The organism is Pseudomonas sp. 3-2, assembly GCF_019710535.1.
GTDB lineage: Bacteria > Pseudomonadota > Gammaproteobacteria > Pseudomonadales > Pseudomonadaceae > Aquipseudomonas > Aquipseudomonas pharyngis.
This window is the reverse complement of record NZ_CP081200.1, coordinates 877,818-895,278: the sequence shown is the minus strand read 5'-3', so window position 1 is coordinate 895,278 and position 17,461 is coordinate 877,818. Positions and strand designations below refer to the sequence as shown.

15 protein-coding genes are annotated in these 17,461 nt (G+C 59.6%); 8 read left to right on the top strand and 7 right to left on the bottom strand.

Annotated features, from left to right (window positions below; translation table 11 throughout):
• Positions 1-293: 293 nt before the first annotated feature.
• Both dnaK and grpE read right to left on the bottom strand, forming a co-directional pair.
• Complete coding sequence (gene dnaK, locus K3819_RS03890) at positions 294-2,207, bottom strand: molecular chaperone DnaK (RefSeq protein WP_064593336.1); 1,914 nt, start codon at positions 2,205-2,207, stop codon at positions 294-296.
• 102 nt (positions 2,208-2,309) lie between these two features.
• Positions 2,310-2,879 (bottom strand): nucleotide exchange factor GrpE, encoded by a 570-nt coding sequence (grpE, locus tag K3819_RS03885; RefSeq protein WP_039769154.1) that lies wholly within the window; start codon positions 2,877-2,879, stop codon positions 2,310-2,312.
• Positions 2,880-3,119: 240 nt separating this feature from the next.
• Between grpE and recN the strand changes: the two genes are divergently transcribed.
• Positions 3,120-4,793, top strand: coding sequence for a DNA repair protein RecN (recN, locus tag K3819_RS03880; RefSeq protein WP_085611296.1), 1,674 nt, complete (start codon positions 3,120-3,122; stop codon positions 4,791-4,793).
• A gap of 75 nt (positions 4,794-4,868) precedes the next feature.
• On the opposite strand, the gene fur is transcribed toward recN, so the two are convergent.
• The gene (gene fur / locus K3819_RS03875) at positions 4,869-5,273 is read right to left on the bottom strand and encodes a ferric iron uptake transcriptional regulator (RefSeq protein ID WP_039769149.1); all 405 of its coding nucleotides are present in this window, start codon (positions 5,271-5,273) and stop codon (positions 4,869-4,871) included.
• Between the two features lie 97 nt (positions 5,274-5,370).
• Between fur and K3819_RS03870 the strand changes: the two genes are divergently transcribed.
• A complete protein-coding gene (locus K3819_RS03870) occupies positions 5,371-5,898 on the top strand; it encodes an outer membrane protein assembly factor BamE (RefSeq protein ID WP_074691914.1) in 528 nt (175 codons plus the stop codon).
• Positions 5,899-5,959: 61 nt separating this feature from the next.
• Here K3819_RS03870 and K3819_RS03865 read toward each other — a convergent pair whose 3' ends face one another.
• Genes K3819_RS03865 through K3819_RS03855 form a run of 3 tightly spaced genes read right to left on the bottom strand, consistent with a single transcriptional unit; the run spans position 5,960 to position 8,112 of the window.
• Positions 5,960-6,274, bottom strand: coding sequence for an RnfH family protein (locus tag K3819_RS03865; protein WP_085611295.1), 315 nt, complete (start codon positions 6,272-6,274; stop codon positions 5,960-5,962).
• Complete coding sequence (locus tag K3819_RS03860; protein WP_003221509.1) at positions 6,267-6,701, bottom strand: type II toxin-antitoxin system RatA family toxin; 435 nt, start codon at positions 6,699-6,701, stop codon at positions 6,267-6,269. Before K3819_RS03860 ends, K3819_RS03865 begins: the two co-directional genes overlap by 8 nt.
• 7 nt (positions 6,702-6,708) lie before the next feature.
• The gene (locus K3819_RS03855) at positions 6,709-8,112 is read right to left on the bottom strand and encodes a sodium-dependent transporter (protein WP_039769144.1); all 1,404 of its coding nucleotides are present in this window, start codon (positions 8,110-8,112) and stop codon (positions 6,709-6,711) included.
• A 119-nt stretch (positions 8,113-8,231) separates the two neighbouring features.
• Here K3819_RS03855 and smpB point away from each other — a divergent pair, with 119 nt between their 5' ends.
• Positions 8,232-8,714, top strand: coding sequence for an SsrA-binding protein SmpB (smpB, locus tag K3819_RS03850; protein WP_007953781.1), 483 nt, complete (start codon positions 8,232-8,234; stop codon positions 8,712-8,714).
• 50 nt (positions 8,715-8,764) lie between these two features.
• Here the strand turns inward: smpB and K3819_RS03845 are convergent, their stop codons facing one another.
• Positions 8,765-9,532: an FCD domain-containing protein gene (locus K3819_RS03845; RefSeq protein ID WP_039769141.1), complete on the bottom strand. Its 768-nt coding sequence runs from the start codon at positions 9,530-9,532 to the stop codon at positions 8,765-8,767.
• 262 nt (positions 9,533-9,794) lie between these two features.
• On the opposite strand from K3819_RS03845, the gene K3819_RS03840 reads away from it, so the two are divergent.
• From K3819_RS03840 to K3819_RS03820, 5 genes are all read left to right on the top strand, one after another.
• Positions 9,795-11,489: a lactate permease LctP family transporter gene (locus K3819_RS03840; protein WP_127796885.1), complete on the top strand. Its 1,695-nt coding sequence runs from the start codon at positions 9,795-9,797 to the stop codon at positions 11,487-11,489.
• A 150-nt stretch (positions 11,490-11,639) separates the two neighbouring features.
• Entirely contained in the window at positions 11,640-12,464 is an 825-nt protein-coding gene (locus tag K3819_RS03835; RefSeq protein WP_221398680.1) for a (Fe-S)-binding protein, read from the top strand.
• Complete coding sequence (locus tag K3819_RS03830; RefSeq protein WP_221398679.1) at positions 12,461-13,912, top strand: LutB/LldF family L-lactate oxidation iron-sulfur protein; 1,452 nt, start codon at positions 12,461-12,463, stop codon at positions 13,910-13,912. Before K3819_RS03835 ends, K3819_RS03830 begins: the two co-directional genes overlap by 4 nt.
• Positions 13,912-14,583, top strand: coding sequence for a lactate utilization protein C (locus K3819_RS03825; RefSeq protein WP_221398678.1), 672 nt, complete (start codon positions 13,912-13,914; stop codon positions 14,581-14,583). Before K3819_RS03830 ends, K3819_RS03825 begins: the two co-directional genes overlap by 1 nt.
• Complete coding sequence (locus tag K3819_RS03820) at positions 14,580-17,402, top strand: FAD-binding and (Fe-S)-binding domain-containing protein (RefSeq protein ID WP_221398677.1); 2,823 nt, start codon at positions 14,580-14,582, stop codon at positions 17,400-17,402. Before K3819_RS03825 ends, K3819_RS03820 begins: the two co-directional genes overlap by 4 nt.
• Positions 17,403-17,461 lie beyond the last annotated feature (59 nt).

Here is a 17,461-nt window from a genome sequence, read left to right as displayed (position 1 = left end):
TACCGCCAGCACCCTGGGGCGGACTGAATGACTTGTCCGTTAGGCAATTTCGATGCCTGAGCACCATACCCTGCGTTGCTGCTCCTCCCCATAGCGCGCTATGAGTCGTCGCAGCGCCTTGGTTATGGAGCCCAGTCATCTGAACTTGCTCTAACGAACAAGTCACTCAATCCGCCGTTGTCGCATGCTGTAAAAATTCGCGTATTCCAGATACGCCAACGCGGGAGCAAGCTCCCGCGCGGCGACATCCTACCAGTCACCGCCGCAAGGCAGTCAACCGGGCGACCAACAACTTACTTGTGGTCTTTGACTTCTTCGAACTCGGCATCGACAACATCGTCAGCCTTTTCAGCTTTCTCGTCGTGCGGTGCCGCGCCTTCAGGCTGAGCCTGTTCGGCGTACATCTTCTGGGCAACCGGCGCAGAGACTTTCGACAGCTCTTCAACCTTGGCGTCGATGGCAGCCTTGTCGTCGCCTTTGACGGCAGCTTCCAGGGCAACCACGGCCGCTTCGATTGCAGTCTTCTCTTCTGCAGTCACTTTGTCGCCAGCGTCAGCGATCATCTTGCGAGTCGAGTGAACCAGTGCATCACCCTGGTTACGGGCAGCGGCCAGCTCTTCGAACTTGCGGTCTTCCTCGGCGTTCAGCTCGGCGTCGCGCACCATTTTCTGGATTTCTTCATCCGACAGACCAGAGTTGGCCTTGATGGTGATCTTCTGCTCTTTGCCAGTCGCCTTGTCCTTCGCACCTACGTGCAGGATGCCGTTGGCGTCGATGTCGAAGGTCACTTCGATCTGCGGAACGCCACGTGGAGCTGGTGGAATGTCGGCCAGATCGAACTTGCCCAGGGACTTGTTCTGTGCGGCTTGCTTGCGCTCGCCTTGCAGGACGTGAATGGTCACGGCGCCCTGGTTGTCGTCGGCGGTCGAGAACACTTGCGATTTCTTGGTAGGAATCGTGGTGTTTTTCTCGATCAGCGCGGTCATCACGCCACCCATGGTTTCGATACCCAGGGTCAGCGGGCTGACGTCAAGCAGCAGAACGTCTTTCACGTCGCCGGCCAGAACGGCGCCCTGGATCGCAGCACCCATGGCAACAGCTTCGTCCGGGTTCACGTCTTTACGTGCTTCTTTACCGAAGAAATCGGTAACTGCCTTCTGCACCAGTGGCATACGAGTCTGACCACCAACCAGAATGACGTCGTCAATTTTGCTGACGTCGATACCGGCGTCCTTCAGAGCAATACGGCATGGCTCGATGGTACGGTTCACCAGATCTTCGACCAGCGACTCGAGCTTGGCACGAGAGATCTTCACGTTCAGGTGCTTAGGACCAGTCGCGTCTGCTGTGATGTACGGCAGGTTGACGTCGGTCGACTGCGAAGAAGACAGCTCGATCTTGGCTTTCTCAGCGGCTTCTTTCAGACGCTGCAAGGCCAGAGGATCGTTCTTCAGGTCCATGCCGGACTCTTTCTTGAACTCGTCGACGAGGTAGTCGATCAGGCGCATGTCGAAGTCTTCACCACCCAGGAAGGTGTCACCGTTGGTGGCCAGCACTTCGAACTGGTGCTCGCCGTCAACTTCAGCGATTTCGATCACGGAAACGTCGAAAGTACCACCACCCAGGTCGTAAACGATCACGGTGTGATCGCCCTTGGCCTTGTCCATGCCATAAGCCAGAGCGGCTGCGGTTGGTTCGTTGATGATACGTTTTACGTCCAGACCGGCGATGCGACCAGCATCTTTAGTCGCCTGACGCTGACTGTCGTTGAAGTAGGCCGGAACGGTGATCACCGCTTCGGTCACCGCTTCGCCGAGGTAGTCTTCGGCGGTCTTCTTCATCTTTTTCAGGACTTCGGCGCTGATTTGCGGCGGAGCCATCTGCTTGCCGGAAGCCTCGACCCAGGCGTCACCGTTGTTGGCCTTGACGATCTTGTAAGGCACCAGCTTGATGTCTTTCTGTACAACTTCTTCGTCGAAGCGGCGGCCAATCAGGCGCTTCACTGCGAACAGTGTGTTGTGCGGGTTGGTCACAGCCTGACGCTTGGCGGACTGACCTACCAGAATTTCACCATCATTGGCGTAAGCAATGATCGACGGCGTTGTACGCGCGCCTTCGGCGTTCTCAATAACTTTGGCCACGCCGTTTTCCAGCACGGAGACGCAGGAGTTGGTAGTCCCCAGGTCGATACCGATAATTTTGCCCATGTTCACTCTCCCGAAACTTTGGATTTTTTTGCCGCAGCAGTGGTGGCTAACTGCGGTAATACTTAAACGCTTGACTTCTAAATGGGGGCCTTGCGGCTAATTTCAAGCCTTCTCGTCAATCGAAGGCGAAACTGGCGCCGGCGCCTTGCTGACCACGACCATCGCCGGACGCAGCAGGCGACCGTTGAGCTGGTAGCCCTTCTGGAATACCTTCAGAATGCTGTTCGGCTCCAGGACATCACTTTCCTGCATGGCCATTGCCTGATGTTCCACGGCGTTGAACGGTTCGCCTTCCTGCGGGCTGACAGCTACAAGCTGATAACGCGTGAGGGTGTCGTGAAACATTTTCAGGGTCAGCTCGATGCCTTCGCGCATCGGACGGATGCTTTCGTCATCCGGGCTCGACAGCTCGAGGCCGCGCTCCAGGCTGTCGACGATCGGCAGCAGGTCGCCGGCGAATTTTTCCAGCGCAAACTTGTGCGCCTTTTCGACATCCTGCTCGGCACGGCGGCGGACGTTCTGCAGATCGGCAGCTACGCGCAGCGATTGATCCTGCGCGGCGGCCAATTGCTCTTCGAGCACTTGTACACGGGTCGCCAGGTCATCACCCGAAGTCTCGGGCGCCTGATTGGCTTCTGGGTTTTGCGTATCTACTGTCTGTTCGTCAGCCATAGAATTCTCCTTTCAATATCGTCCGCGAGTTCGATTCGCGCTTCTGCCCCGGTATATGGGGCCGCAAAATCAGGCTTCAAGGGCTGACAACGATTAACCCTACAAAAAAGTGCTGCATTGGCATTCCTGCGCGCGACAAGCATTTGATCGGATCTTCTCCATTGAGCTGAGCGAGGGCATTGTCAGCCCGAAACAAAACACTGTATAAATAACCAGACCTGAAGCCTGGGAGCGGCCTTTATGCTGGTGCACCTGTCCGTACACAACTACGCCATCGTTGAACATCTCGATCTCGAACTCGATCGCGGCATGAGCGTGATTACCGGGGAAACCGGCGCCGGCAAATCGATCATGCTCGACGCCCTGGGCCTGACGCTCGGTGATCGCGCCGACAGCGGCGTGGTGCGACCGGGCGCCGACAAGGCCGATATCCTGGCGACCTTCGATCTGGCGGATATTCCCGAGGCCAGTGCCTGGCTGGCGGAACGCGACCTGGAAACCGACGGTCCGTGCATCCTGCGCCGGGTCATCACGTCCGAAGGTCGCTCACGCGGCTATATAAATGGCACGCCCTGCCCGCTAGGTGACCTCAAGGCACTCGGCGAGCTGCTGATCGATATCCACAGCCAGCACGAACACCAATCCCTGCTCAAGACCGACACCCACCGGCGCCTGCTCGACGAATACGCCGGGGCCACCGATCTGGCACGCCAGGTTCACCTGGCCGCCCAGCGCTGGCGCCAGACCCGTCAGGAGCTGGAACGCCTGTCCAATTCCGGCGACGAACAGCGTGCACGCCATCAATTGCTCAGCTACCAGCTCGAGGAGCTGGAAAACCTCGGCCTCGGCGAAAACGAACTGGAAGAACTGGAGCAGGAACACAAGAACCTGACCAACGCAGAAACCCTGCTCGGCATCTGCCGACAAGTGGTCGAGCAATGCAGCGAAAGCGATTCCGGCAACGTGCTGAATGCCCTGACGGCCAGCCTCAATCGACTGTCGAGCGTGAACAATTCGGTCGGCGCGCTGGGTGAAGCGAGCAGCTTGCTGACCAGTGCGCAGATCCAGGTCGAAGAAGCCGTCGGCGAACTCAATCGCTTTCTCGACAATTTCGATGCCGACCCGGCGCGCCTGCAATATCTGGAAGAACGTCTGGACTCCATTTACACACTGGCACGCAAACACCGCATTCAGCCGACTGAAGTGGCGGAGATGCAACAGAAGCTGCTCGACGAAATCGAAGCCCTCGACGCCAACGATGAATCCATCGAACGCCTCGCCGAGGAACTTGCATCCTATGCCCGCCATTATCAGGAAAAGGCCCAGGAGCTGAGCGAGCTGCGTCATCAGGCAGCCGGCAGCCTGGCAAGCGCGGTGGAGCAGGAGATTCAACGCCTGGGCATGCCCGGCGGTCGCTTCACCATCGAATTGCGCGCCAACAACAGCAGCGAACTGCAACCCAATGGCCTGGAACAGGTCGAGCTGCTGGTCAGCGCCAACCCGGGCCAACCGTTGAAGGCCCTGGCCAAAGTGGCGTCCGGCGGTGAGCTGTCACGGATCAGTCTGGCCATCCAGGTGATTACCGCCCAGACCTCTCGCGTACCGACATTGGTATTCGACGAAGTGGACGTGGGGATTGGCGGTCCAACGGCTGAAATCGTCGGCCAGTTGCTGCGTCGCCTCGGGGATCGCGGACAGGTACTGACGGTTACGCACTTGCCGCAAGTCGCGGCTCAGGGGCATCAGCATCTGTTCGTGCACAAGGTGCGAGGCGAGCAGGCCACTCACACGGCTGTTTCGAAGCTGAGCAAGAATGACCGTATAGAAGAAGTCGCACGCATGCTTGGCGGCATCGATCTGACCAAAGAGTCTTTGGCGCACGCGAAAAAGATGGTCGTCACCGCAAAGGTTTAAGCACGCCAGAAAGCACGAAGGCGACCCTTGGGTCGCCTTCGCTCGTTTCGCGAACCTGAAATTCGCGCGACATGCTTACTTTTTGTTGCGTACGTACAGTACGAGATTGTGATCAACCATCTCGTAACCGTGCTTCTCGACGATCGCCTTCTGAAGCTTTTCGATTTCTTCGTCGAAGAATTCGATGACTTCGCCCGACTCCACGTTAACCATATGGTCGTGGTGGCCACCGTCGGCCAATTCGAATACCGCGTGGCCGCCGTCGAAGTTGTGACGGACCACGAGGCCAGCCGCTTCGAACTGGGTCAGAACACGGTAGACCGTGGCCAGACCGACGTCCTCGCCAGCTTCCATCAACGCCTTGTAGACGTCCTCGGCACTCATGTGACGCTGCTCTGTAGAGTCGAGCATTTGCAGGATCTTGACCCGTGGCAGGGTCACTTTAAGGCCGGCTTTGCGTAGTTCGCTATTTTCAACCATGGTCAGCTTTCTCGCGATGCTGCTTCGCAGCTTCTCTTAATGCGGGTATGATCGGCGTTTACGTTGTCCCAGCCAAGATAGTGGAAGTCGCCCACCGATGCAAAACACCAAGCTCTTGCTAACCAGTTTCACCTTTGTGGGACTGCTCGCACTCGCCGGTTGTTCATTCCCCGGGGTTTACAAAATCGACATCCAGCAGGGCAATGTCGTCACGCAGGACATGATAGACCAGTTACGCCCGGGAATGACCCGGCCGCAAGTACGGTTTATCATGGGCAACCCTCTGCTTGCCGACACGTTCCACGCCAACCGCTGGGATTATCTGTACAGCCTGCAACCTGGTGGCGGTGAACGCCAGCAGGAACGCATGAGTGTCATTTTCGACTCGAATGACCGCCTTGTCAGTCTGTCCGGTGACTTCATGCCGGGCGTCAGCCGTGATGAAGCGATTCTCGGCAAGGACAGCGGCACCAGCGTGACCGCTCCTGCTGAAAACGCCGAGCAGCCGAAACCGGAAAAACCGGCCAAGCCTGGCTCCTTGCTGGATCAGATCCAGAAGGACGTCGATGGCGTGGAAACCGTTCCGGTTCCAACGCCAGAACCGCTGGACACCTCGCCGCAATAATTTGCGACGCAATAAAAAACCCGGAAATTCCGGGTTTTTTATTGCCTGCCGTTCGACCACCCTACTTGTTTCGCGCCTTGGCTTCGGCAGCCTTGGCGGCACGCAGACGGCGCACCTCTTTCGGATCAGCCAACAACGGTCGATAGATCTCGATGCGATCGCCTTCCTGAACCCGCCGGGCATCAGGGTCAGCGATCACTTTGCCAAAGATCCCCAAAGGACAACTCTTCAGATCCAGCTCCGGAAATTCAGCATCAATACCGGACGCCATCAGCGCCGCACGCACCGTCGTACCCTCAGCAACACTGATTACACGCAAAACCTGACGATCAACCGCCGCATACACCACTTCGACTTCGATCACCGGCTCAACCATGCATCTGCTTGGCACGCTGGCAGAACGCGTCCACCAGCGTATTGGCCGCCTGATTGAACAAAGGACCGAGCGTCGCGCGGACCAGCGGCCCGGCGTAGTCGAAGGACAGATCCAGACTGATCTTGCAGGCCTTCTCGTTCAGCGCCTTGAATACCCAGACGCCGTGCAGCTGATTGAACGGTCCCTCCTCCAGGTTCATCTCGATCGACTGCCCCGGCACCAGCGTATTTCGTGTCACGAAGTGCTGACTGAGGCCGCCCTTGGCCACGCCGACACTGGCGCGCATGTGCTCAGGCGAGCTTTCCAGGACTTCAGCAGACGAGCACCACGGCAGAAATTCCGGGTAACGTGCCACGTCATTGACCAGGTCGTAGAGAAATTGCGCCGGATAAGGCAGCAGCGCCGATCGTTGAATATGTGTCGTCATGTAAGCGTCACTTCCAGAGCTGGGCGGCAAACACTACAAGAATGCCGATGGGCGCCACATAGCGCATCAAAAACAGAGACAGGGCGAACAGCGCCGGGCTGCGAATCGACAATTCATCACGTACCGCCTCACGCCCCATCACCCAACCGGCAAACAGCACAAAGCACAGCCCACCGAGCGGCAACATGATGCGCGAGGTGAAGAAGTCGATCACGCCAAAGAAGTCCAGGCCACCGGCCGCACCCCACTGGTAGAGATGGAACACCCCACCATCGTTCACGAAAAATTTGGCTTCCTTCCAGATATTGAAGGAAAACACCGTGCCCAGGCCAACGAACCAGCAGGTGAACGCCAACCAGAATGTCACCCAGGCACGGCTGATTTTAGTCCGCTCGACCAGATAGGCGACCATTGGCTCCAGCAGGGAAATCGCCGAGCTCCAGGCCGCAATGGCCACCAGAACGAAGAACACCACGCCCATCAACTGGCCGAACAGCACGTTACCGAAAGCAAATGGCAGGCTGACGAACATCAGCCCCGGGCCTTCACTCGGGTTCAAACCACCGGCGAATACAATCGGAAACAAGGCCAGACCCGCCACCAGCGAAACAAAGGTATCGAGCAGCGCCACACCGACGACCGTGCCCGACAGCGAGGCTTCCTTGGTCATGTAGGCGCCGTAGATCATGATCGAGCCCACGCCCACGCTCAGGGAGAAGAACGCGTGGCCCATGGCCGGCAGCAAGCCGTCGAGGACTTTTTCCGGGTGGAAGTCGAACATGAAATGCACGCCTTCCATGAAATGCCCGGTGGTCATGCTGTAACCCAGCAGCACCAGCACCATCACGAACAGCAGCGGCATCATGATCCGCAGGCTGCGCTCGAGCCCGGCAACCACGCCCTTGGCGATCACCACCGCCGACAGCAGCATGAAAACCGTGTGCCACAGCGTGATGCGCCACGGGTCGGCGATGACATTACCGAAGTACGCTCCGACCTGATCGGCCGTCGCGCCCTGGAAGTCTCCGCGCCCCATATCGATGATGTAATCCAGCGACCAGCCGCCGACCACACTGTAGAAAGACAGGATCAGCAGCGCCGTGATCATCCCGGCGAACGCGCCCCACGACCACTTGCCCGAGTGCCCGGCTTCCCGCGCCAGCACCTTCAGGGCATTCGCCGGACTCTGGCGGGCACGGCGGCCGATCAGGGTTTCGGCGAGCATTACCGGGATGCCGATCAGCGCGATACATGCCAGAAACATCAGCACGAAGGCGCCGCCACCGTAGACCCCGACCATGTAGGGGAATTTCCAGATGCTGCCCAATCCCACGGCCGAACCGGTCGCGGCGAATATGAAAACCCAGCGGCTAGCCCAACTGCCGTGGACAGAAACCTTGTCTGTCGACATCGTTTATCACGCCCAAGCGTTAGAAAAAGAGGCCGCATTGTCCGGGATTCACTCAACCTGCTCAAGCACGCAGCATCACCGTAGCCGACAGCCGTTTATCTCCATATAATGCCGCCCCTATGGCTAAACAGAAGAAACACCCAACAGGGACCATCGCGCAAAACAAAAAGGCGCGACACGATTACTTCATCGAGCACAAGTTCGAGGCTGGTCTGGTCCTGGCCGGCTGGGAAGTAAAAAGTCTGCGGGCAAGCAAGCTGCAACTGGTCGACAGTTACGTGTTGCTCAAGGATGGCGAGGCCTGGTTGCTCGGCAGCCACATCACGCCTCTGATGACCGCCAGCACCCACGTCATTGCCGACCCGGTGCGTACCCGCAAGTTGCTGCTCAACCGCCGCGAACTGGACAAGCTCGCCGCCGCCGTGCAGCAGAAGGGTTACGCCTGCGTGTGCCTGTCCTGGTACTGGAGCAAGCACATGGTCAAGTGCGAGATCGCACTGGGCAAGGGCAAGAAGGAATACGACAAGCGTGATACCGAACGCGAACGCGATGCCGGTCGCGAGTTGCAGCGTGCGGTGCGCAACAAGGGCAAGGAAGACTGATTCCTCTGCCTGAATGACCGTTCCCGCGCCCGGCACGGGGGCGGTCTTTTTTACATCCCTTTGCGTCGCTCGGCGCGAGCCATGCGCTGCACTTCCTGGCGCACTTCTTCCAGCACTTCCTGCACATACAGAATGTGTCGGCTGGACACCTCACGCGCCTGTTCCGCGCGCCCCTCGATAATCGCCAGATACAACTCCCGATGCTGGGTGATCAGCATGTCGCGAGTTTCCGTGCGCTGCTTGTACATGCCACCGATGTTGGTCACCACGTTGCGCTTGAGCAAATCGAACAGCCCGCGAATGGTGTGCAGCAACACCGCGTTATGACTGGCTTCGGCAATCGCCAGGTGGAATTTCGCATCCGCCGCGCCCTCTTCCGCCCGGCTCACTTCGTCATGACGCGAATAGCAGTCCTGTAACTCTTCAAACGCAGCCGTCAGCCGTTCACGATCCACATCCGTGGCGCGCAATGCTGCGTAATAGGCACACGATGCCTCCAGCGTGTGGCGAAATTCCAGCAGATCACGTTGCGCCTCGGGATTGCTTTCCAGCAATTGCAGCAGCGGATCGCTGAACGTCGAACCGAGGCTTTCCACGACATAGTTGCCGCCGCCCTGCTTGCTGACCAGCAACCCCTTGGCCGCAAGCTTCTGAATCGCTTCGCGCAACGAGGGCCGGGAAACGCCGAACTGTTCCGCCAGTGTCCGCTCGGCTGGCAGGCGCTCGCCGGACTTCAGCGTGCCCTCGAGAATCATCCCTTCCAGTCGCTCGACAATGTCGTCAGACAAACGGCGCTGACGTATCTGATCAAACCCCATCACTCAACTCTCCACCATCCCGACCGCTCGCCGGGCTCTCTATTCTGGCCTATCGACGCTGCGCCGACACCTGCCAGATGACGCCAATTCAACCGGTGCAATCCGACTCGCCGTCCGGTTGTTCGACAAAAGTTTTAGGGCGGCAAATTGACACACCGACATCAAGGCTTTTACCCTAGCCGACAGCACTTGTAAATTGGTCTTACCAATTAACCAAGTACGCTGACAGTGCCTGACCAACAACAATTAGGGGCCACCCCATATGCAAACCTGGCAACAGCTCTACAGCCCGCTCGGCAGTCTCGGCGTGTCCGCACTCGCGGCCGTCATCCCCATCGTTTTCTTCTTCCTCGCCCTGGCGGTGTTCCGCCTCAAAGGTCATGTGGCCGGCAGTATCACGCTCGCCCTGGCCATCGCCGTGGCGATCTTTGCGTTCCAGATGCCGGTCGACATGGCGTTCGCCGCTGCCGGATATGGCTTCGCCTATGGTCTGTGGCCGATTGCCTGGATCATTGTGGCAGCGGTGTTCCTGTACAAACTGACGGTCAAGAGCGGTCAGTTCGAGGTCATCCGCAGCTCGGTGCTGTCGATCACTGACGACCAGCGTCTGCAGGTGCTGCTGATCGGTTTCTGCTTCGGTGCATTCCTGGAAGGCGCCGCCGGTTTCGGCGCGCCGGTGGCGATTACCGCTGCGCTGCTGGTTGGCCTGGGTTTCAACCCGCTGTACGCCGCCGGCCTGTGCCTGATTGCCAACACCGCACCGGTTGCGTTCGGCGCACTGGGGATTCCGATCATCGTGGCCGGGCAAGTCACCGGCATCGATGCGTTCAAGATCGGCGCCATGACCGGTCGTCAACTGCCGTTGCTGTCGCTGTTCGTGCCGTTCTGGCTGGTGTTCATGATGGACGGCCTGCGCGGCGTGCGTGAAACCTGGCCGGCGGCGCTGGTCGCAGGCTTGAGCTTTGCCGTCACCCAATACTTCACGTCGAACTTCATCGGCCCGGAACTGCCGGACATCACGTCGGCCCTTGCCAGTCTGATTTCGCTGACCCTGTTCCTGAAGGTCTGGCAACCGAAACGTGCCGCCGGCCAGCACATTGCCGGTGCTGTTTCCGCTTCGGTGGTGACTGCCAGCGTCGGCGGTTTCGGCCAGAAGCGCACCACCGTCGCTTCGCCTTACAGCCTCGGGGAAATTTTCAAGGCGTGGTCGCCGTTCCTGATCCTCACCGTACTGGTGACCATCTGGACCCTCAAGCCTTTCAAGGCCATGTTCGCTGCCGGCGGTTCGATGTACGCCTGGGTGTTCAACTTCGCGATTCCGCACCTTGATCAACTGGTCATCAAGACCGCACCCATCGTTGCCGCACCCACCGCGATCCCGGCCGTGTTCAAACTCGATCCGATTTCCGCGACCGGCACGGCGATTTTCTTCTCCGCGCTGATCTCGATGCTGGTGCTGAAGATCAACTTCAAAACTGGTCTGACCACTTTGAAAGAGACCTTCTACGAACTGCGCTGGCCGATCCTGTCGATCGGCATGGTGCTGGCGTTTGCCTTCGTCACCAACTATTCCGGCATGTCCTCGACCATGGCTCTGGTGCTTGCCGGAACTGGCGCAGCGTTCCCGTTTTTCTCGCCATTCCTTGGCTGGCTCGGCGTGTTCCTCACCGGTTCCGATACTTCATCCAACGCCCTGTTCAGCTCGCTGCAAGCGACCACCGCACACCAGATCGGGGTCAACGACACCCTGCTGGTGGCCGCCAATACCAGCGGCGGTGTGACCGGCAAGATGATCTCACCACAATCGATCGCCGTGGCCTGCGCAGCAACCGGCCTGGTGGGCAAGGAATCCGATCTGTTCCGCTTCACCCTCAAGCACAGCCTATTCTTTGCAACGATTGTCGGCCTCATCACTTTGGCTCAGGCCTACTGGTTCACCGGCATGCTGGTGCATTAAGCCGACAAGCAACATGGAAAAAACCGACACCGGTTCGTGATTCCGGTGTCAGCAATTCACAACCCGGTCTGTAAGGCTGCTGAAAGCAACGCGCTCTATATTCGGCAGCCTCAACAGACGGATAACCGGGCCCACCCGGAGACACGCCTGATGAGCGAGCTTTTTTACAACGCTGTGCCCAACGCCACTCGCGTCGCACCGCCACTGCCCGAACCCCGGCAATACCCCAGCGAGAAACCGTCGCGGGTCTACCTGTTCGGCACGTGCGTGGTCGACCTGTTCTATCCGGAAGCCGGGATGGACGCGATCCACTTGCTGGAGCGCGAAGGCATCCGGGTCGACTACCCGCAAGGGCAGAGCTGCTGCGGACAACCGGCCTACACCTCGGGTTACACCGAGCAGGCACGGACGGTGGCGCGCTCGCAACTGGCGCTGTTTGCCGGCGACTATCCGGTAGTGGTGCCGTCGGGTTCGTGCGCCGGAATGATCCGCGAGCATTACGCCGACTTGTTCAAGGACGAGCCGGAAACGTTGAAACAGGTTCAGGCCCTCGCGGCCCGTACCTATGAGTTGGCCGAGTTTCTGCTGTTCGTCTGCAAGGTGCAGCTCAAGGACCGCGGCGAACCGGTTAAAGTGGCGCTGCACACCTCGTGTTCAGCGCGACGGGAAATGAACACCCACCTGCACGGCCGCGAGTTGTTGGCGCAGTTGAGCAACGTGGAACGGGTCAACCACGATCACGAAAGCGAATGCTGTGGCTTCGGTGGGACATTCAGCGTCCGTATGCCAGACATTTCCGGCGCGATGGTGGCTGACAAGACCCGGGCGTTGAAGGAATCCGGCGCGCATCAGGTACTCAGTGCCGACTGCGGCTGCCTGATGAACATCAACGGCTCGCTGGAAAAACAGCAGGAAGCACTGCGCGGGCAACACCTGGCGAGCTTTCTCTGGCAACGAACCGGAGGTGCGCGATGAGCACTTCCACGATTATTCCTACGGTTGCCGTAGAAGATTTCCGCACCCGGGCACACAACGCCCTGGGCGATTCGCAGTTACGGAACAACTTCCGCACTGCAATGGATTCATTGATGACCAAGCGGGCAGCGGCTTTCAGCGATGCCCACGAAAGAGAACACTTGCGCGCCCTGGGCAACTCGATCAGGGCGCGTGCGCTCTCCAAGTTGCCCGACCTGCTCGAGCAACTGGAACAGAACCTGACCCGCAACGGTGTGACAGTGCACTGGGCGGAAACGGTGGACGAGGCCAATGGCATCGTCCTTTCGATCATCCGCGCTCACGAGGCGCGGCAAGTGATCAAGGGCAAATCGATGGTCAGCGAAGAGATGGAGATGAACCATTTCCTCGAGGCTCGGGACATTGAATGTCTGGAGTCCGACATGGGGGAGTACATCGTCCAGCTCGACCACGAGAAGCCTTCACACATAATCATGCCGGCAATCCACAAGAATGCCGGTCAGGTCGCGTCCTTGTTCCACGACAAACTTGGCGTGGAATACACCAAGGACGTTGACCAACTCATTCAGATCGGTCGCAGGGTCCTGCGGCAGAAATTCTTCGAAGCGGACATCGGCGTATCCGGCGTCAACTTCGCCGTGGCCGAAACCGGCACCCTGCTGCTGGTGGAAAACGAAGGCAACGGCCGCATGACCACCACTGTGCCGCCGGTGCACATCGCCGTTACCGGTATCGAAAAAGTCGTGGAAAACCTGCGCGACGTAGTGCCGCTGCTGTCATTGCTGACCCGCTCGGCGCTGGGCATTCCGATCACCACCTACGTCAACATGATCTCCGGCCCGCGCAAGGAGCATGAACTCGACGGCCCGCAGGAAGTGCATCTGGTACTGCTCGACAACGGTCGCAGCCAGGCTTTCGCCGACAGCGAACTGCGCCAAACCTTGAACTGCATCCGCTGCGGCGCCTGCATGAATCATTGCCCGGTCTACACCCGCGTCGGCGGCCATACCTACGGCGAGGTTTACCCCGGCCCGATCGGCAAAATCATCACCCCGCACATGGTCGGCCTGGCGAAAGTCCCGGATCACCCGAGCGCGTCTTCTTTATGCGGCGCCTGCGGTGAAGTGTGTCCCGTGAAGATTCCCATCCCCGCACTGCTGCGCCGCCTGCGCGAAGAAAACGTCAAAGCCCCGGACGCGCCACATCAAGTGATGCGCGGTCAGGGCAGCAAGTATTCGCGCAAGGAACGTTTCATCTGGAACGCCTGGGCGAAGCTCAACAGCTCGCCGATCCTGTATCGACTGTTTGCGTTTTTCGCCACACGCCTGCGCGCCCTGGCGCCGAACAACGTCGGGCCGTGGACGCAGAATCACAGTGCACCGAAACCCGCCGCCCGCTCATTGCATGACATGGCTCGCGAACACCTGGCCAAACAAGGAGACCGTTGATGAGCGCCAAGCAAAATATCCTCGGCAAGTTGCGTAAAAGTCTGACCGGCACCACGCCGATTGCCGACGACTTCGACGTCGATCTGGTGACCCAGCCCTACACCTACAGCGCCGAACAACGGATCCCGCAACTGCGCAAACTGATGGAAGCGGTGCACACCGAAATCCACCTGACATCCGCTGATGGGTGGCCGGCGCTGCTGGCCCAATTGCTGCGCGACCGTCAGTTGCCGAGCCTGCTGATCGCACCGACTACGCCTCACGGGCAGCGCATCACACAACACTGGGCGAACAATCCTGATCTGCCGGCGCTGAAATCCTACGACCGGCCGATGGAGGAATGGAAAGCCGAGCTGTTCAACGACACCCCGGCCAGCCTCACCGGCACCCTCGGCGCCATCGCCGCCACCGGCAGCCTGATTCTCTGGCCGACCCGCGAAGAGCCACGGTTGATGAGCCTGGTGCCGCCGGTGCATTTCGCCCTGCTCAAGGCCAGCCAGATTCGTGACAACTTCTATCAGGTGCAGCAGGAATTCGAGTGGGCCCAAGGCATGCCGACCAATGCATTGCTGGTCTCCGGCCCGTCGAAAACCGCCGACATCGAACAAGTGCTGGCCTACGGCGCCCACGGCCCGAAAGACCTGGTGGTGTTGATCCTGGAGGACCAATGACCTTACCGGCGACTTTCCTGCGCGATGCGCAGCAACTGATTCCGGCCGAGCGCCGCTTCGACGATCCGCTGTCGACCCTGGCTTTCGGCACCGATGCCAGCTTCTACCGGTTGATTCCGCAACTGGTGATCCGCGTCGAGTCCGAAGACGAAGTGGTGGCGCTGCTGAAACTGGCCCTGCGCGATCAGGTCCCGGTGACCTTCCGCGCCGCCGGCACCAGCCTGTCCGGCCAGGCGATCAGCGATTCGGTGCTGATCGTGCTTGGGGATAACTGGAACGCGCGTGAAATCCGCGGACAAGGCACACAAATTCGCCTGCAACCGGGGGTGATCGGTGCCCAGGCCAACGCATGGCTGGCGCCATTCGGACGCAAGATCGGCCCGGATCCGGCGTCGATCAACGCCTGCAAGATCGGCGGCATCGTCGCCAACAACGCCAGCGGAATGTGCTGCGGCACTGCGCAAAACACCTATCACACGCTGGCCGGGATTCGTCTGGTGCTGGCCGACGGCACGCGACTCGACACCGAAGATGCCGCCAGCGTCGAGGCGTTTCGAGTCAGCCACGGTAAATTGCTGGAACGCCTGGCGACATTGGGCCGCGAGACCCGCGCCAATGCCGAACTGGCCGCGCGAATCCGCCACAAATACCGTCTGAAAAATACCACCGGCCTGTCGCTCAACGCCCTGGTGGATTTCGATGAGCCTGTGGATATCTTGAGCCACTTGCTGGTCGGTTCCGAAGGCACCCTCGGCTTCATCAGCGCGGTGACTTACGACACGGTGATCGACCACCCGAACAAGGCTTCGGCGCTGATCGTTTTCCCGGATGTGGAAACCTGCTGCAACGCCGTCACCGTGCTGAAAAGCCAACCGGTGTCCGCCGTGGAACTGCTCGACCGCCGCAGCCTGCGCTCGGTGCAGGACAAACCCGGCATGCCAGCTTTCGTACAGCAGCTGTCGAACAATGCCTGCGCGTTGTTGATCGAATCCCGCGCCGCCTCTTCCACGTTGCTGCAGGAACAACTGGCGCAGATCATGGCGTCGCTCAATGGCTTCCCGGTGGAAAAGCAGGTCGACTTCACCGAAGACCCGGTCGAAAACGCTCGCCTCTGGGCGATCCGCAAAGACACCTTCCCCGCCGTCGGCGCCGTGCGCAAGACCGGCACCACGGTGATCATCGAAGACGTGACCTTCCCGGTGGAACAACTGGCGATCGGCGTGAACCGCCTGATCGAGCTGTTCGATAAACACGCCTACGACGAAGCGATCCTTTTCGGACACGCGCTGGAAGGCAATCTGCACTTCGTCTTCACCCAAGGCTTCAACAGCACGGAAGAAGTCGCACGCTATCAGGCGTTCATGGACGACGTGGCGCAACTGGTGGCCGTGGAGTTCGGCGGTTCGCTGAAGGCCGAACACGGCACCGGGCGCAACATGGCGCCCTTCGTCGAACTGGAATGGGGCAGTGACGCCTATCAATTGATGTGGCAACTCAAACGCCTGCTCGACCCCAACGGCATTCTCAATCCGGACGTGGTGCTCAGCGAAGACCCGCAGATCCACCTCAAGCACCTGAAACCGCTGCCGGCGGCCGACGAGATTGTGGATAAATGCATCGAGTGCGGTTTCTGCGAGCCGGTCTGCCCCTCAAAAGGTCTGACCCTGAGCCCGCGCCAGCGCATCGTGATCTGGCGCGACATCCAGGCGCGAAAGCGCGCCGGTATCGACACCACCGAACTGGAAAAAGCCTACGAGTACCAGGGCATCGACACCTGCGCCGCGACCGGTTTGTGTGCGCAACGCTGCCCCGTAGGCATCAACACCGGCGAGCTGGTGAAAAAGCTGCGCGGCCGTCACGCAACCCATACGAAAACCGCCAACTTGATCGAAGGAAATTTCGCCACCACCCTGCAAGGTGCGCGCTTCACCCTGCATGTGGCCAACGGTGCGCGAATGTTGTTGGGTGCACCGCGTCTGGCGAAGCTTTCAGCGACCCTGAGTCGGCTGTCCAAAGGTCAGGTGCCGCTGTGGACCCACGCGATGCCGCAACCGGAAAAAGCCATTCGCTTCAGCCCGGCCGTGTCGGACGAGCGCCCGCGCGTCGTGTATCTGGCGGCCTGCGTCTCGCGGGTGATGGGACCGGCGGCGGGCGACAAGGAGCAGATGTCGCTGTACAACAAAACCCGTGGTCTGCTGGAAAAGGCCGGTTATCAGGTGGTGTTCCCGGACAATCTGGACAACCTCTGCTGCGGCCAGCCCTTCGCGTCCAAGGGCTATGCCGAACAGGCCGAACACAAGCGTCAGGAACTGATCGGCGCATTGCTCCAGGCCAGTCGCGGTGGGCTCGATCCGATCTATTGCGACACCAGCCCCTGCACGTTGCGGCTGGTGCAGGATGTGGGAAATGTTCGCCTGGATCTGTATGACCCTGTGCGCTTCATCCGTACGCATCTGATGGATCGTCTCGAGTTCACGCCGCAGGAAGCACCGATTGCCGTTCACGTGACCTGCAGCACTCAGCACCTTGGGGAAAGCCAGGCGCTGATCGAACTGGCGCGCCAATGCAGCAAGAACGTGGTGATCCCGGAAGGCATTCACTGCTGCGGTTTCGCCGGCGACAAGGGTTTCACCACGCCGGAGCTCAACAGCCACTCACTGCGAACGCTCAAGGATGCGGTGCAGCATTGCAGCGAGGGGATTTCCACCAGCCGCACCTGTGAGATCGGTCTGACGCAACACGGCGGAATCGACTACCACGGTCTGGTGTATCTGGTGGACCGGGTAACCCGGGCCAAAGCCCCCGCAACCGCCGTCTGAAGAAAAATAGAACCCTTGCGAGCGACCGCAGTCCACAGAACAGGCCCCGAACAATCGGG

What these genes read in the sequence shown, in the direction of transcription:
- grpE (WP_039769154.1), bottom strand. Translation starts at nt 2,879, where the DNA reads ATGGCTGACGAACAGACAGTAGATACGCAAAACCCAGAAGCCAATCAG.
- K3819_RS03830 (WP_221398679.1), top strand. Translation starts at nt 12,461, where the DNA reads ATGAGCACTTCCACGATTATTCCTACGGTTGCCGTAGAAGATTTCCGC.
- K3819_RS03820 (WP_221398677.1), top strand. Translation starts at nt 14,580, where the DNA reads ATGACCTTACCGGCGACTTTCCTGCGCGATGCGCAGCAACTGATTCCG.
- K3819_RS03855 (WP_039769144.1), bottom strand. Translation starts at nt 8,112, where the DNA reads ATGTCGACAGACAAGGTTTCTGTCCACGGCAGTTGGGCTAGCCGCTGG.
- K3819_RS03835 (WP_221398680.1), top strand. Translation starts at nt 11,640, where the DNA reads ATGAGCGAGCTTTTTTACAACGCTGTGCCCAACGCCACTCGCGTCGCA.
- recN (WP_085611296.1), top strand. Translation starts at nt 3,120, where the DNA reads ATGCTGGTGCACCTGTCCGTACACAACTACGCCATCGTTGAACATCTC.
- K3819_RS03825 (WP_221398678.1), top strand. Translation starts at nt 13,912, where the DNA reads ATGAGCGCCAAGCAAAATATCCTCGGCAAGTTGCGTAAAAGTCTGACC.
- fur (WP_039769149.1), bottom strand. Translation starts at nt 5,273, where the DNA reads ATGGTTGAAAATAGCGAACTACGCAAAGCCGGCCTTAAAGTGACCCTG.
- K3819_RS03860 (WP_003221509.1), bottom strand. Translation starts at nt 6,701, where the DNA reads ATGACGACACATATTCAACGATCGGCGCTGCTGCCTTATCCGGCGCAA.
- K3819_RS03845 (WP_039769141.1), bottom strand. Translation starts at nt 9,532, where the DNA reads ATGGGGTTTGATCAGATACGTCAGCGCCGTTTGTCTGACGACATTGTC.
- K3819_RS03870 (WP_074691914.1), top strand. Translation starts at nt 5,371, where the DNA reads ATGCAAAACACCAAGCTCTTGCTAACCAGTTTCACCTTTGTGGGACTG.
- dnaK (WP_064593336.1), bottom strand. Translation starts at nt 2,207, where the DNA reads ATGGGCAAAATTATCGGTATCGACCTGGGGACTACCAACTCCTGCGTC.
- K3819_RS03840 (WP_127796885.1), top strand. Translation starts at nt 9,795, where the DNA reads ATGCAAACCTGGCAACAGCTCTACAGCCCGCTCGGCAGTCTCGGCGTG.
- smpB (WP_007953781.1), top strand. Translation starts at nt 8,232, where the DNA reads ATGGCTAAACAGAAGAAACACCCAACAGGGACCATCGCGCAAAACAAA.
- K3819_RS03865 (WP_085611295.1), bottom strand. Translation starts at nt 6,274, where the DNA reads ATGGTTGAGCCGGTGATCGAAGTCGAAGTGGTGTATGCGGCGGTTGAT.